The 16063-nt window shown below is 30.4% G+C and carries 11 protein-coding genes; 1 reads left to right on the top strand and 10 read right to left on the bottom strand.

Annotated elements, in window-relative coordinates; all coding sequences use genetic code 11:
- Positions 1-30: 30 nt before the first annotated feature.
- Genes ABWH96_RS14015 through ABWH96_RS13990 form a run of 6 tightly spaced genes read right to left on the bottom strand, consistent with a single transcriptional unit; the run spans position 31 to position 12554 of the window.
- A complete protein-coding gene (locus ABWH96_RS14015) occupies positions 31-1320 on the bottom strand; it encodes a hypothetical protein (RefSeq protein ID WP_375578144.1) in 1290 nt (429 codons plus the stop codon).
- Positions 1317-2360, bottom strand: coding sequence for a hypothetical protein (locus tag ABWH96_RS14010; RefSeq protein WP_375578143.1), 1044 nt, complete (start codon positions 2358-2360; stop codon positions 1317-1319). The genes ABWH96_RS14015 and ABWH96_RS14010 overlap by 4 nt, the downstream gene beginning before the upstream one ends.
- A complete protein-coding gene (locus tag ABWH96_RS14005; RefSeq protein ID WP_375578142.1) occupies positions 2357-5461 on the bottom strand; it encodes a High-affnity carbon uptake protein Hat/HatR in 3105 nt (1034 codons plus the stop codon). Before ABWH96_RS14005 ends, ABWH96_RS14010 begins: the two co-directional genes overlap by 4 nt.
- Positions 5462-6832: a hypothetical protein gene (locus ABWH96_RS14000; RefSeq protein WP_375578141.1), complete on the bottom strand. Its 1371-nt coding sequence runs from the start codon at positions 6830-6832 to the stop codon at positions 5462-5464.
- A complete protein-coding gene (locus tag ABWH96_RS13995; RefSeq protein WP_375578140.1) occupies positions 6829-10023 on the bottom strand; it encodes a SpoIIE family protein phosphatase in 3195 nt (1064 codons plus the stop codon). The genes ABWH96_RS14000 and ABWH96_RS13995 overlap by 4 nt, the downstream gene beginning before the upstream one ends.
- Positions 10020-12554, bottom strand: coding sequence for a hypothetical protein (locus ABWH96_RS13990; protein WP_375578139.1), 2535 nt, complete (start codon positions 12552-12554; stop codon positions 10020-10022). The genes ABWH96_RS13995 and ABWH96_RS13990 overlap by 4 nt, the downstream gene beginning before the upstream one ends.
- Positions 12555-12712: 158 nt before the next feature.
- Between ABWH96_RS13990 and ABWH96_RS13985 the strand changes: the two genes are divergently transcribed.
- Positions 12713-13102: a DUF1987 domain-containing protein gene (locus ABWH96_RS13985; protein WP_375578138.1), complete on the top strand. Its 390-nt coding sequence runs from the start codon at positions 12713-12715 to the stop codon at positions 13100-13102.
- 60 nt (positions 13103-13162) lie between these two features.
- Here ABWH96_RS13985 and ABWH96_RS13980 read toward each other — a convergent pair whose 3' ends face one another.
- The 4 genes from ABWH96_RS13980 to ABWH96_RS13965 all read right to left on the bottom strand — a co-directional run bounded on the left by ABWH96_RS13980 (position 13163) and on the right by ABWH96_RS13965 (position 15745).
- Positions 13163-13579: a BrxA/BrxB family bacilliredoxin gene (locus ABWH96_RS13980; protein ID WP_308356366.1), complete on the bottom strand. Its 417-nt coding sequence runs from the start codon at positions 13577-13579 to the stop codon at positions 13163-13165.
- A 120-nt stretch (positions 13580-13699) separates the two neighbouring features.
- Positions 13700-14041, bottom strand: coding sequence for an SUF system Fe-S cluster assembly protein (locus tag ABWH96_RS13975; protein WP_375578137.1), 342 nt, complete (start codon positions 14039-14041; stop codon positions 13700-13702).
- 11 nt (positions 14042-14052) lie between these two features.
- Positions 14053-14496: a SufE family protein gene (locus ABWH96_RS13970; protein WP_375578136.1), complete on the bottom strand. Its 444-nt coding sequence runs from the start codon at positions 14494-14496 to the stop codon at positions 14053-14055.
- 10 nt (positions 14497-14506) lie between these two features.
- Positions 14507-15745: an aminotransferase class V-fold PLP-dependent enzyme gene (locus ABWH96_RS13965; RefSeq protein WP_375578135.1), complete on the bottom strand. Its 1239-nt coding sequence runs from the start codon at positions 15743-15745 to the stop codon at positions 14507-14509.
- Positions 15746-16063: the final 318 nt, after the last annotated feature.

The raw sequence follows: 16063 nt of genomic DNA, 5'->3' as shown, positions 1-16063 counted from the left end.
GACAAATTTATATCTAATAATAGAATTTTACTAAAATTTTATCTTCATTAATCCTATGGCTGTCGAATTATTGTCAAAGGTCTTTTGAGAAAGGATCACAAGTATATTTCCAGGCTCACTTTCAATTTTTTTTACGGTATTATTTAAGCCAGTACTTTTAAATTCAAAATCTTGACCTTCAATAGGTTGTCCTGATTGAGAAAACTTCAAAATGTGTGAAGTATTTTGTATTTCCGACTCTACTATTGTTGACATAATTATATTACCATCACTGTCTTCTGACAAGCTTGTTACTTGATTGCCATATCCAGTCAAAGAATATATTTCTTGTCCTCTATTATTATTAAATCCAGTATAATCCTTAGTTATTATGAAAATCGTATCGCTGTTTTCGTAATTTCCTGCAATATAATTTTTACCATTAGAATGGAACAGTATATCTCCAAAGACATCATTTCTATCCGTTCCTATGAATATTGGTTCGCCTGCGCTTGATTCCAAATCAGTATAAGCATCCCAACTTATGTTTAACGATGGTTCTCTTTCTTCACCATCAGGATTTTCACTTTCATTTTGACCGAATACTTCATAGACAGCAGAAGGCACATTTCCTTCTTTGATTTTAATGAGTTTACTATTATTATAAATCGGGTTGTCAGGCTTTTGACGAAATGCTAAAATAGTTGAATCGATAGTGTTGTTAAAATCAACAGAGCTTACATCAAAAATTTGCGTAACCCTACTAGTATTACCGTTATTAGTTTCTCTGATTTGACCTACACCAATAATATTCTGACCTGAAATTAAAAAATCATGTAATTGAATAATTGAATTTTCATTTTCAGATTTTAGAATTTTAATTATAGCTGAACTTGAATCTTCAGGGATTTCGTTGTTTCCTCCAAAAGGTATACCATCCAAATTGGTTTTCAATATTATATTTTGATCGATACCATCTTGTATTTGGTTTGATCGAATTCTATGAGCTAAAATTAATGCTGAATTGTCGTCTTCATTAAGTTTTATACTTACTGCTTCATCGTATTCTTCTGTATTTACTCTATATAAATTTTTTTGCATTCCATCTATTCCTACATCAATTATAATAATATCTGAATCATCATTTGATTTTAGGTTTCCAATAATAATGTATCCACTTTGATCTGGTTTACAAATAAAATCTACAGCTTCAATATCTTCTGATACCCTATAGAGTTTATTAAAGCTGGGTAGTTGGTCAGCAGGCAAGGGCTCTAAATTACAAGAAACCAGAGAGAATAGAATAATATAAACTATATGTATAAAGTAGTTACGGTTCATTTGAAATTGAAAAAAGGTATATTAAATGTAAAGTTTAATTGATAAACTATATTTACAAGGTCATCTTCCATAAGAACCATTCCATCAAGTATTGTAGTTTCATATACTTCGGATCTTGATTGTTTATTTAAATGATTTCTAAAATAATTGCTAACACCAAATTTTATTTCACCATAATTTTCACCAAGTTTTATCATGGTTCCCAGATTGGCGTTTAAAGATAAATTGAAAACTGACCTATTTGATAAGATATCTTGTGGTTCGGTTATATTTTCTTCATCTGGTGTTTGATCAGAATTATTTGTATAATTAATGATGTCATAAGTAAAATTAGCCCTTCCAGTGCTTCCGATTTCTACAAAAGGTTTCCAGTTATAATAATCTTTCATATATCGAAGCATTAAATTAATATTTATACCATCATTATTACTGCTATATTCTATAATATTAATATCCCCAACTCCATTATCATTTTCTTCTTTATAAAAATATTTATGATTTTGATATTGAACCTCTATTCCTGCAATTAAACTTTTTTTGATAGGGTATAGAAATTGTAAACCAACTTGAGGAATTGAAACTTTTGGAGTGTAATTTGATATATTATTTTCTAATGGATGTGCATTCCTATCTGTAATGACTCTCATGCTATTAAGGTTTAGGCCAAAAGTAATCCCAATAAAATATTTGATATCAGTATCTATATCATTGTAAAGAGAATAAAGTTCAGAAGGGTCCTCATTTTTAATTGCCTGATAATCAGTCTTAAGGTTCAATAATCTAATTAAAGTTTCTCTTGCCTTTTCTTGTTGGTTAATATTTATATAAGTTAATGTAAGCAACCTTAAAGCTTCCACTTTTTCTGTTTTTGAAAATCCTTCCTCTAAACAATCTCCTATTTTTCCAGGAACTGCATAAAGATTACCATTAGAATAATCTGTTCTTGCTTCATTCAAGCTTCTCTCACAATTTGATTGTGCGAACAAATTAATTGTTGTGGTTACTAAAAGGAAAAATAATATGATAAAATTTTTACTCATCGTGATTGATCAATAAATTTACTTTCTTCAAAAACAGGATTATATTCAAGGTCATCACCAATATATCTGTCCCATTCTTCTTTTGTGATGTCTCTTTTCATTTTTTGCTTTAAAGTTTCAGCCAATAATTCACTTTTGATAGGGTATAACCTAAAAACTTGATCTCTACAACCCGCAAAAATATGAGAATCATCCATAAGGGCGATATCATTTACCCATGAACCAGGTTCATTGATTATCATTGGAAATTCATCAGGATCATTCAAATTCCAGATTCTTATAGTTCCTTTTGTACTTGCTGCTATTATCTGGTTTTCTGTTTCATTGAATGTTAAATCCGTCATGATTTCGCCATCACTTCCTCTTAGCGTAATAGCATTACTAACATTATAATTGTCATCCAAATAAAATAAATTTACCTGCCCTGAGTTATCACCAGAAGCTAAAACATTATTTGCATAAGAAATGGAATGTATATATTTATTATTGGCTTCTCTAATAGTGCTCTTGAGTTGCCTTTTTTTCAAGTCCCATAATTCAATTTTACCATCATTATTACCTGTGGCAAGCAAATCATCATTTATGAGCTCTATATCATAAATTCTGTTATTGGTATTAATATAGGGCTTTAAATTATTGTTCTCAAACTTGTAAATGTAATTATCTGAAGCAGATAAATAGAAATCTGTAGTTCCTTCAATGAAACTTATATCAAATGCATAACTATTTGGAAGAGAATATTTTTTAATATCTCTTATTCTACCAGAAACATCAATAACATAGAAATCATGTCCATCTGTGAGAGCAACGAGCATTTGATTTTCTTCATCTACAAATATTTTTTTTACAAAAACCCCTTCTTCATCGAATATAACTATACTTCTACTTGCGTTCTTGTTTTCAACTTCCCAAGCATTAATTCTCCCGGAAGTACCCGTGGTATATAAATATTTATTTTTTACGAATTGTAAAGATCTAACATCAGTTGATTTACTTTTAAAAGCATTATAATAATCAGGGTCAAAAGTTTTAATAGCATAAAATAGGCCATTGTAAACATCATTATTGTTTTCATAACCTGCATTATTGATATTATATCTAAATCCTAGATAGGCTAAATGGGATCTTAATTGGTCATCTTCTTGCTGTAATGATTTCACAGCTAGTGATGAAGCAATTGCTCTTAAACTTAATTGTCTTGAATTTTTTTGCTCGTCTGACAATCGAATATTCGTTTCTTCTAATTGTTTTTGTTGCTCCTGTAATTTTTTATTGGCTTCAATTTCTTGTTTAGCTTTAATAGCCAAATCCTGTCTAGCTTGTCTTTCTACCTCTCTAGCTTCTTGTGCTAAAAGTGAGCTTAAAACAGCTCTTTCCCTTTCAATGTTGGCTCTAATACTAGATTTATTAGCTTCAATTTGACGTCTCTGTGCTTTTAATTCACTGTCTTTGGCTCTTTCAGATTCTCTTTGAGCTTCCTCAGACTTTAATTCGGCAATTTCTCTTTGTCTTTCAGCTAATCTACTTTGATTAAAAGCATAAAATAGAAATATAATGGAAAGCACAGCTGCAGTACCTAAAACTGTAGCAATTAATTTAGATCTTCTTAATCTTCTTCTTTGAAGTAATTCTTTTGTTTCTAATTCTTTTTTATAAGAATCTTCACTCTTTTCTAAGAATAAGATTACAGCTTCGAAATTATTTTCATATTGAAGTGCCCATTTCAATGTAGGCTTGGTGGTATTTCTCCATTCAATTGCCAATTGTAAATCAGGTGGCCTCCATAAGCCACCACTGCCTTGTTGATATTTATTGGCTGCTTCTGATAATCGTAAATAGATTTGTGCAGATTGCGACTCTTCTTGCACCCAGTTTCTGAGCCTATACCAAACCCTCATTAAAGCCTCATGACTAATGTCAATAACAGATTCACTCGTCAATTGTATTTCTTCGCGTGGAGTTAATAGAGCTCTACCTGCTATTCTAAATTTATCAATAATTTTGATTAGTGTATATTCCTCTTCATCTACTATCTGCGAAATCTCTTTTAGAGGAGTTGGTCTTCTTATACCATCATTGTCGCTTCTTTTTTCAGTTATTGTTTTGAAAAGCTTTTCACAGATTTCTTTCTCCTCATCATTTAATTCGTAAAAAGCCTCATCGGCATGACGTGAAAGCGCTTCATTTACTCCGCCTATAGCTTCATAATGAATAAAATCAAGTTGATCATCCTTATTACCACTTTCTCTCCAATAGTCCCAGGTTCTCATTAGAGCATGCTGCAAAACGGGTAATTGATCATATCGATCACCCATATCATTAAGCAATCTTTGCACCAACCTATTAGATATTTTGGCATTTCCAACGGCTACTGGCCCCGTTATGACTAGTTTCTTTTGCTCACGAGTCATTTGTGGGATCAAGTAGTGGCTATCATTGATTTTATTTGTTAATTCAGGGAATTGTTCACAGTCACCCAGGAAATCTGATCTCATGGATAAGGCAATATAAATGGGTACCTCCGTTTGCTTTATTGCCTCTAAAATCAAATTGACATAAGCTAAGGATTCATTAATGTGAATAGTTTCTCCTAACTTTCTAAATCTGAATATTTCCTCAAACTGATCGAGATATAATAATAAGTTTTTGCCTTTTAAATGCTTATTTAGTTTAAATAGATCACTTAGCCCTTTTGTACTTTTATGTAAAACAGCTTCAAATAAATATTCATTTATTAAGCTATGAGTAGAATCAATTTCACCTTCTTTACTTTTACTTTCAATATGTTTTTTGAAACCAATGGCTAGGTTTTTAATTGGGTTCAATCCAGGTTTAGCAGTAATAATCTCCCATTCATTACCTGCATTGGATATAAAACCACCATGAAGGGTAGGGATAACTCCAGAAAACATCAATGAGGATTTTCCCGTTCCTGATGAACCTAGGATATTAACAAACCTATTTTTTTCAAGTATAGCCAATACCTCATCACTTTGGCCCTCACGACCAAAATAAAGATAGCTTTCCTCTATGCCAAATGGCCTTAGTCCTGGAAATGGATTAAACTTATTCCCCCTATTATTAATGTTGTTTTCTTGCACTTAAACCGCTAATTTTTTTACAAGTTCTACTATTTGATCCGGTTCATTCTTTTTAACTAATTGGAAATCTTGTAATTTTTCATCATTCAATATAGTATTATCGCTGTATAAAATATATTTACCTAAAATTTCTTTTTCATTTCTAAAACCTGGTGCTTTCTTTATTTCGGATGATATAGAATTGAGCCAAGGTATATTGTTTTTAAAGAATAGTATGAAGAAATAGTCTGCTTTTCTTAATAACTCATAATGTAAATGTCTATAATCTGTAACATTTTCCACATTGTCAATTAGTTTTAATTCAAATTTATGTGAAATGACTTTCTCATTATGAAGTTGTTCCAAACTACTTTTAGTTAACTTACTATCCGAAATTATATAAATAATTTCTTTAGAAGACTGTTTCTCTACAATACTCTTTTCTTTTAATTTGCTTAAATTTTCTTTAATAATTTCTTTTAACTCTTCAATGGTCGATTCAACCGCTTCAATATTTGGATATGGTTTTAATTGAACCTTTAATTCATTGTATTGAGCCTTCTTTTCAGGTTTCTGACTTTCAGAAGGACTAAACCAAATTAACCTTTTTATTTCTGGAAGCTTATCAAATGCTTTTTTACGTTTTTCGCTAGTCAGTCCAATAAATTCATCTGGAAAATGAATAGCCATATCACATTTTTTCATGAAAAACTCTTCAGGGTCTTCCATATAATTTGCTTCGATAGAGAAATCTTCATCAGGGAAAATTTCCGAGTTAAATGCTTTTAATTCTCTTTTAATTATATTTCTATGATGGTAATAACTTTTATTTTTATCAGAGATAAAAATCCTGTTATTGATTTCTATTTTTTCATCATCTAAGATGGACAAGGTATCTAGTAATACATCAGCGAAAACTTTCCAATAATTTTCATTTTCCTGAAATTGATTCCACCCTTCAAAAGTTTCATAATTTTCTTCATTAATTAAGCTATTGTCATAAAACCTATAATATGTAGGGGTAGAAAGTGCTAAAGGCAGATCTTCAATTTTCACTGGTGCTTTAAATACCTTCTTTATTTTTGAATTAATTAAAGGGATATCGAAATTAAAAGCTTGTTCTAGTTCGTTGGAATCTTGATTAATATTTGAAGAAAAAACCATGGCAGGAGAGAGGATGTAAAATATCAAATCTGCGTTTTCAAAATCTTCTTCTCTGATTAAGTCAAGTTCATTTTTATAAGTGATATCAACATCTACATCTAGTTTATAAGATAATCCAGTTTTCAAAAAAGTAGCAAAGTAATCTACCCAACCTAATTCTTGATTTGCACTAGCAATGTTATCGTTAGGGGTAAATTTTATGATTATATGGTTATGCCTTTTTTTCATAATTTGAATCCAATTACAAGTATATCATCAGTTTGTGCATATCCATCTTTCCAGTCTTCTATTTCTTCATGTAGAATAGTCTTTTGATCCAATACATCTTTATCGTGTATGGAGACTAATAATTTTTTAAAATTGCCAACCAAATACTTAAATCCCTTTTCTCCACCAAATTGATCCTGATATCCATCAGAGAAAAGATAGAATGTTCTTTTTTTATCTTCACTTAAATCTAATTGATGTGTATTAAATGATCTATCTTCTCCTCTTTGCTGACCTCCAATAGCATGTTTATCACCTTTAATTCTTGTAAGTTCACCATCTTCTACATACATCAAAGGGTTTTTAGCACCTGCAAAATATAATTGTTTTGTAACAGTATTGAAGGTTACAATTGTCATATCCATACCATCGTTCACCTGTGTTTCGTCTTGTCTTAGATCAGAAATAATATCATGGTTCATTTCTGTCAAAATTTCGCCAGGATCGTATATTTTTTTGAGTTTGGTAATGTTATTTAACAAGTTCATTCCAACTACACTTACAATTGCGCCAGGTACACCATGACCAGTGCAATCAACTGCAGCTAATATTAGTAGCTCTTCCCCTTTTTCATTAGTGGCTTTATTAAACCAAAAGAAATCACCGCTTACAACATCTCTAGGTAGGAAGTAGACAAAACTTTCTTTAAATGCTTTCTTAATTTCAACTTCCGTACTCATCAAAGCATTTTGAATTCTCTTAGCGTAATTAATACTTGAACCTAACTTACTACTAGTTTCTTCTAGTAAATCTTTTTGTTTTTTAATTTGCTGGTTCGTTAATGATAACTCATACTTCTGAGATTCAATTTGCTTGTTTTTCTTTTCCAGTTCACTTTTTTGAGATGTAATAAGTTCATTTAATTGTTTTAACCTTTCTGCCTTCAGTACTTGCAAATGAGATTTTTTCTCTAAATCCTCTAATCCCTTTTGTAATTCATCTTCCAATTCTCTAGCCCTACTATTTTTAATACTTATTACCGTTCTATAGCCAATAAAGCCAATCAAAAGGAGGGATAGGGCACTTGTTATATAAAACCAATCTTGCTTCCATACCGGAGGGCTTACAAATATGTTAACATTTGACTCATTGCTACTTTCGATTCCATTACTGTTATAGGCTTTTAAATTGATGGTGTTTAAACCGTCAGGTAATCCAGTCAAAATTATCTTTTCGCCTATTTTGATTTTTCTTTCAGATTGATTTACACTTAAGTTTCTATACCCAATTGAAGATTTATCAGAATTGAAATGGTTGATGATTTTTGGTTCTATTACTACAATTGAATTATCATTAACCTTTTTATTACCTTCTAATAAAAATACTGTATCTGTAGGGTTATTAAAGTTGTCTAAATTATAGGCGAAAGCATTATGTATTTCAATACTTGGAGCTACCAAATTAGGGATTTCTTTTAACGGATTGTAAATAGAAATACCACTTTCATTTATAAACCATATGAGTCCTGAATCATCTTTAACGGCAGATTGGAAATAACTTGAAAATAGGAAATCGTTTTTATTATATAAAATTGCGTTTTGAAGAGTTATTTCTCCATCTTTTCGTACTGTAGGGAATCTCATGAGGTTGTTTTTAGAAGAAACCCATAAATTTTCCTCCTGATCATCAAATACATTAAGAATTTTTTCATTCTTATTTAAGTGAGCATTTATTTTAGTTATTGAACCCTCAGGATTGATTTTATAAATGTTATGGTTGTTAAAGTACCAAAAACCGATTTTTGATGGAATTATATTTTCTAATTCAATCGAATCAGCTAGTGATAATTTATATTCAACACTTCCCAAACTATCTAATACTGATACTGTATTGTTTTTACTGTATAGGTATGTGTTTTCCTTAGTCACAATGGATTTATCGGATGAAAATATATTATCAATCTTTTCTATTGGATCAAATTTTGTGTTGATAATAAACAGCTCTCCAGAATTATTTTTTGCTAAGTATTTTTCATCACTAATTTTTTTTATTGGTAAGAACTTACTTTCTTTTTTCAACAGCGATAATTTATCCTCAATTGAGGAAAGTAAGTAAATCGATTCATTGAGGGTTATAATCCAATCATTATCATTTTGAAAAGCATGGAACTGTTGAATAGAATTTATTGATTTTGGAATCTTTATTCTTTTAGTTTCTGATATTAAATTATAATCTATTATTTCATCTGGTTTAATAATTAGGTTACTATTCTCACCTGAGAATACTCCTAGTGTATTCTCTTCAAATAATTTAGAAAATGGATTGTTTTGTGTGATTTTGAACAAACGATTATCTCCAAGAACCCATAAATTATTTTCTTTATCTTGAAATAATTTCTTTCCTTTTAATAACTTTTCACCTGCTTCTTGATAGAGCGGTTTTGCAGTTGTTAGATCATTTAACCTTAATCTTACTATATTTTGATTATCAATAAACCAAGTTTTCCCAACTTCATCAACATAGAAATCCTTTATTCTGGATCCGTATTTGAAATCTCTTGAAATATTGTTGTTTGAAAGTTTGAAAATAGCATCTTCACTTAAAATGAAGGTTGAAGAATCATATGAAATTAATTTGGATGGATTTAAATAGGTTCCAAAAGTCCTGAGTTCTTCACCTTTTTTTAATATGGTAATACCATTATTATGTCCAATTATGGTATTACCATTATTAATTTCTAAACATTGAAAAACCTCATTTTCTTTGGCTTGATACACGCTTTTCAATTTCCCGTTTTCCAGCGTAAACAGTTCGTTTTTTGATAATAGCCAAAGCTGATTATTGATTTTCTTTAAGTGAAAGATTTTCTTTTCAGAAATTTTAGTAACTGAATCTTTAGAAGGGAAATACTTTATTAGAGAATTTGAAGTAGCAATAAAAAGATTCTGATCGAAAAACTGAATTCCATTTATTTTTGTATTTTCATCCTTTAAGTCAATTGATTGAAATTCATTTCCATTATATGATAAAATACCTTTTGAAGTATGGAAGTAAATAGTCAAATCATCATTTTGTGTAGCTGATATGAAAATTCTTTCCCCCAGAAAGTCATTTATACTAAATTGTTCTGTTTTTTGTATTTGAGCAACTGATGAGAAGTTTACACAAAACAGTAATATTAAAATAATTATATAGTAAAATTTAGATTTCAAGCAGCGTTCTGATTTAATTGAGTAATAATTTTTCTTGGGCTTTTATCTGGCAAGATATCGATATATTTTTGCATTATCTCATCATAATCCTTAATAATATTCATAAGAATAATTTCTTCAACAATTAAGAAACGTACATCCTGATCACAGTGAATAAAAATATTTTCAGATGGACTTTCATGATCTGATACTTTAAGGATGTCTCTTTTTTTATAATCGAAGAAATCAATTCCATTTTTTGAAAAGGAAATACTACCTGTTTCGATTAACCAGAATCCTAAATTAAATTCTTCCAGCAATGAAATCTGATGGTCTCCTGCCTTTAATACTTTTGGTTTGAAATAGGTGTGGAAATTGATGATTTCAGATATTGATAAATTGTTTAAATAAGGGGTGCTTATTAAAAAGTTAATTTTATCAGAGAGTAATAAATTATCCTGATGGATTTGTTTAGGATTTGCAACATCTAAATTAGATCTGATTAAGTAATCAATTTGTGTTGATTCATTATCAGATAGTCTTGAAAGGAAAATTGTATAAAACTCAGGTAAATTTTTGTAAATATTGGCAGCTGCTGTTTCTTTTAAAAGCTGATTTTTATTTAGAAATTCAGAAGCAAGCTCAAAAGGGATGTCATCCTTAAAAGCATATTGTAAGATATTAAGTGCACAGGTTCTTGTCCAACTATTAATTTGATCATATTCTTTTTTAAGAATGATCCAAATTAAGTCTTCTTCGCTTTTGAATGTAGGCTTCAGATTTACTGAAGGGAATTCCTCTTCTAATGACTCTAAAAGTAACTTTTCTTTAGGTGAGAATAAAACTTTTAATTTATTTCTGACAGACATATCGTCATTCACAAATAAATCAATTAATAAATTTGATGCAGCATGAAGACTCATCGAATTTTTTCTGTAATTCTTGAATATTTGTTCTGTTACTTCTGAGTTATAATATAATTTTATGATATTGATTATGAGATAAAGAGATTCTTTATTTTCATTTTCAATAGCATTTTTCAGGGATTTGAAATTTTCATTTTTAAGTTCTAATTGCCCCATCAAATAACCATTGCTTAACAAGGTTAGGATTAAATCATCAAATAGTTTTTTGAAATACCTTCTATGTACTTCAGTTACTCTAACATCATTTATGATAATTTTTTTAGCTGCAATTTTTCTAATATTACTATTTGTTTCATTTAATGCTTTAAAGAGTAATTTGTACCCTTCTTCACTACCTACATGGCATATCAAGCTAAAACATGATTCTACAAATAATAAGTTTTCTTTTCTTTTTGAAAATTCAATTTCAATGTATTTAATTGACTTTTCACCTATTTTACTTAATGCCAATTGAGCCCAATGACTTAAATCAGGATTTCCTAAATGCACAATTAAAGTTGAAATTATATTTATGTCATCATAATATCCTGCTACTATACATGCAGGTTTGTTGACAGAAATCCTATTATCGTTTAAAAGCTTAATCGTTAAATTTTTATCATTATTTGATATCTGATTTCTTACTAGAGCTTTAATTTGAACAATATCGTTTGATTGTTCTATAAACTCATAGGGGTTTTTAATTTCTTCAAGTTTTCTATTTATGTTGGATAAGTATTGATGAATCTCAGTAAGCGTATTGAAAATAGGGTTTTTTGAATCACACTGTTTAATAAGTTTATCTAATTCCGCTATTGCATCAACGGCTGATATTCTTTTTAAAGTAAAGAGTAAATATTTTTGTTCTTTAAAAGTTTTTTTAAAAAAATCATTATTTAATGCTCCAATTAATTTGTAAGGATATTTTTCATATAGACCTACGGTATTGATTAATTTGTTTTCAGTATGTTGATTTGTTTTTATTTGTCTGAAATAATTAGTCAAAGAACCATGGATTGCTTTATTTATTATAAAAATGACTAGTGAGAATATTATAAGTAATACTATGGGGGAGTAAAGCAAAGTTTCTACTTTCTGAGGAAGGTAATCATAAATTAACCCAAAGAGGGCGATAAAAATTAAGACAAAATAAAACTCATAACTTTTAAAATTTATGAAGGCTTTACTTTTAATTATTTTAACAATACTTTTTTCATTTGTTTGTGAGAAAATCATCCATACATAATAAGACAAAGGTAATCCTACTACAAAGATGATAGAACCTAAAATCCCAAATTCCATTTCATTTCCACCAGTCTGGTAATTGAAAAACAGAAGGATTAAACATAACAATGAAAAAAGTAGATTTGAAATATTAAATAAGTTCGAAAATAATACTTGTGTTATTTTAGGCCTTAAATACCAATAGGGCTTTTGAAGCAACTTGCTATTAAGAACAGAAACCACAACAAGTGTTAGAATACCAAGCAGATAGGAGGTATCTGGGTTGAATACACTATATGCACCGTAAAGAAATATTGATGTAAGGCAACCGAAGCACAATAGATTCAAAATGTATAGAATAGTACTATACTTTTGAACCTTACTTTTGTATAAGTTATTGTTAATGTGCTGGTTTGCATTCATAATTTAAATCTAAACTTAAATAATTGTTTACACAACATTTTTATAATAATCGATAAATAAGTTAAATTAATCGAAATTTTATTACATGAAAAATATTTTTTGAAGAAATGAATAGGATATTGCCTATTATTGTTAAATAAACTAAAAACAACTTCTTAATGAGTGTATTAGAAATTCCAGCCAAGGAGGCTGCCCCTTACGTTCGATTTGATGAAGAAAATGGAACCTTACAAATAAAAGGCAAATCATATGATGATGATGTGGTGATGCTTTTTAATATGTTAAGATCCAAGTTGAAAGCATTTGGAACTAATAATCCAGAAAAATTAGACGTTAATATATATTTAAAATATTTTAATACATCATCATCTAAATGTTTATTTGATTTACTTTTGGACTTAAAAGAACTTAATGAAAATGGTACTGAATTAAATATTATGTGGAATTTTGTGGAGGGTGATGAAGAAATGGGCGAGGAGATTGAAGATTTTAGAGATTCACTTGATATGAAATTTAATATTGAGCCATTAGCAGATGATTTAGCATAAAAAAAGGAGGCTTAAATTAATAAGACCTCCTTTTTTAACTTTTATATTCCAGAATATCAATTAACAATATTCTTCAAAAACCTGTACCAAATGATTTCCAATCATCTCAGCAGTCCTTCCTTCTATGTGGTGTCTTTCTACAAAGTGAACCAGTTCACCGTCTTTAAATAAAGCAATAGAAGGAGAAGATGGCGGATACGGAGCAGTTAACTCTCTAGCTTTTGCTACTGCTTCTTGGTCAACGCCAGCAAAAACAGTTGTTAAATTATCAGGCTTCTTCGGGCTTTGTTGTACCGCCCACTTAACACCTGGTCTAGCCGCTCCAGCAGCACAACCACAAACTGAATTTATCACCATTAAAGAAGTTCCTTTATGGTCCTTTAGGTGTTCAACCACCTGATCAGCTGTTTTGAATTCTTCAAAACCAACTTCTGTTAAATCTGCACGCATTGGTGCTACTAATTCTTCAGGATACATATTTATATATTTAAGATTTATGATGATGAGATTTTATACTAAACTGTAAACACTCACCATTTCTATTTTAATTTATTGTACACTTTTATTTTCTTCCAACTTCCAACTTCCAACTTTCTGCTACATAAAGCCTAATTCCAGCTTCGCTGCCTCACTCATCATTTCCTGAGAGTATGGTGGATCAAAGGTAAGTTCCACTTTCACATCGCTTACCCCTTCAATAGCCTTTACTTTCATTTCTACCTCGCTTGGAATTTCTTCCGCAGCAGGACAGGAGGGAGAAGTCAAAGTCATCAGGATATACACATTGTTCACTGGATATACATTCACTTCATATATCAAGCCCAACTCGTAAATATCAACTGGAATTTCTGGGTCATAAACTGACTTAATGGCTTCCAGCACTTTATCTCTTAAATTGGGAACTTCTGTTTTCTTTTCAAATTTTGTTTCTTCTGCCATAATGCATCAATTTAAGCTTCGTTTTCTAATTTTGTTTTATACGCTAACGCATACATTTTGATTTGTTTGATCATGGATAAAAATCCATTTGATCTTTGCGTTCCGATAAAACGGTTCATTCCTATTTTATGAACAAAATATAAATCGGCATTTAAGACATCATCTATTTTACCATTGTTCAAAATAGAAACCAATAAACTCACCAATCCTTTAGTGATAGCAGTATTACTATCTGCTTGAAAATGAAGTTTTCCATCATTTTCATCTGCAGTTAGCCATACTTTTGATTGGCAACCTTTCACTATATTATCTTCAGTTTTTAGTGATTCAGGCATTTCAGGTAACTTTTCACCTAGCTCCATCAAATAGCCTATCATCATTTCCATGTCACCGTCCAACATGGAGAACTGTTCAATTATTTCGTCTTGTTTTGCGTTGATTGTATTTTCAGTCATTGACTAATTTTTAACTAAATTTTGCCACTATATCTTTTAAAGAATCAGCAAAAAAATCAATTTCTTCTATTGTATTATAAACAGAAAAGGAAGCCCTAATCGTTCCTTCGATGCCGAAATGATCCATTAAAGGCTGCGTACAATGATGTCCTGTTCTTACAGCAATGCCTTTTGCATCCAGCATCATACCAGCATCGTACGGATGTACATTATCAATCGTAAAGGAAACTACACTCACCTTATTATCTGCAGTCCCGTAGAAATTTATCCCCGGTACCTCTGAAAGTCGATCATGTGCATGCTGCGTTAAAGCTTGTTCATGCGCCATAATGTTTGCTTTCCCAATACTGTCAATGTATTCTGCGGCATGTTTCAATGCCACAACATCGGCAATATTAGGAGTTCCTGCTTCAAATTTATAAGGAATATCGTTATAGGTGGTTTTCTCAAAACTTACATTATTGATCATTTCGCCACCACCTTGATAAGGCGTCATTTCTTCTAAAATGGCTCTTTTACCATAAAGAATTCCACAGCCAGTTGGTCCGTACATTTTATGGCCTGAAGTAGCATAAAAATCACAATCTAATTCTTGTACATCTACTACGCAATGAGAAGAAGCTTGCGCCCCATCCACTACCATCACTGCATTTTTAGCATGCGCTAATTTTGCAATTTCTTTAACAGGGTTGACTGTACCCAATGAGTTGGAAGCATAAACTACCGACACAATTTTAGTTTTGTCGGTAATTATATTCTCGACATCATCAAGTGAAATTTCACCTTTAGCATTTACAGGAACAACTTTTAAAACCGCTCCTTTTTCTTCAGCTATCATTTGCCAAGGCACAATATTTGAATGATGCTCCATAGCGGTGATTAAAATTTCATCACCTTCTTGAAGAAATTTTCTACCGTAAGCATTGGCTATTAAATTTATTCCATCTGTTGTGCCTTTGGTGAAAATCACTTCTTCTACCTCCGCAGCATTGATGAAATTTTGAAAAACCTTTCGACTGTCTTCGAAAGCAGTTGTAGCTTTTTCAGCTAAGGAATGTAAACCTCTATGAATATTGGCGTTATAACCTTCATAATATTCGGATATAGCATCAATTACCTGCTTAGGTTTTTGAGTGGTAGCAGCATTATCAAAATATATCAAAGGCTTCCCATTCACCTTTTGCTCAAGGATAGGGAAGTCTTTTCTGATTTTTTGAATATCTAATTTTGGTGCTACTGCTGTGCTCATATTCTTTATATTTATAATATTGTCTTAAACAACAAAGACTAGGTTTACATTCCTATAAACCTATCATTTGTGGTTACACATATTTTCAAGTCCTAAAATGTTTAGGTTAGGATATAAGGTCGCTCCTATGGAGCTTGTTCATATATGTTTATATTTTTGTTACCATAAGTTCGTCCCTATGGGACTTACAATATTATTGTATTTTAAATTATACTAAAAGGTAAAATAACAGGTTTAGATTAAGTTCATTTTATAAATCTTTACTTACTTTAATTCAGCCCCAGAGGGGCTATATTATGGTAATTATCATGCAAAACG

It is taken from the genome of Marivirga tractuosa, from assembly GCF_042140215.1.
In the GTDB taxonomy this organism is placed as follows: Bacteria; Bacteroidota; Bacteroidia; order Cytophagales; family Cyclobacteriaceae; genus Marivirga; species Marivirga tractuosa_A.
The sequence above is the reverse complement of the archived record's forward strand: the minus strand, read 5'-3'. Positions and strand labels throughout refer to the sequence as shown.

Coding starts and splice junctions, on each gene's coding strand:
- ABWH96_RS13985 (WP_375578138.1), top strand. CDS start 12,713: ATGAGTGTATTAGAAATTCCAGCCAAGGAGGCTGCCCCTTACGTTCGA.
- ABWH96_RS14015 (WP_375578144.1), bottom strand. CDS start 1,320: ATGAACCGTAACTACTTTATACATATAGTTTATATTATTCTATTCTCT.
- ABWH96_RS13970 (WP_375578136.1), bottom strand. CDS start 14,496: ATGACTGAAAATACAATCAACGCAAAACAAGACGAAATAATTGAACAG.
- ABWH96_RS13980 (WP_308356366.1), bottom strand. CDS start 13,579: ATGTATCCTGAAGAATTAGTAGCACCAATGCGTGCAGATTTAACAGAA.
- ABWH96_RS14010 (WP_375578143.1), bottom strand. CDS start 2,360: ATGAGTAAAAATTTTATCATATTATTTTTCCTTTTAGTAACCACAACA.
- ABWH96_RS13990 (WP_375578139.1), bottom strand. CDS start 12,554: ATGAATGCAAACCAGCACATTAACAATAACTTATACAAAAGTAAGGTT.
- ABWH96_RS13965 (WP_375578135.1), bottom strand. CDS start 15,745: ATGAGCACAGCAGTAGCACCAAAATTAGATATTCAAAAAATCAGAAAA.
- ABWH96_RS14000 (WP_375578141.1), bottom strand. CDS start 6,832: ATGAAAAAAAGGCATAACCATATAATCATAAAATTTACCCCTAACGAT.
- ABWH96_RS13975 (WP_375578137.1), bottom strand. CDS start 14,041: ATGGCAGAAGAAACAAAATTTGAAAAGAAAACAGAAGTTCCCAATTTA.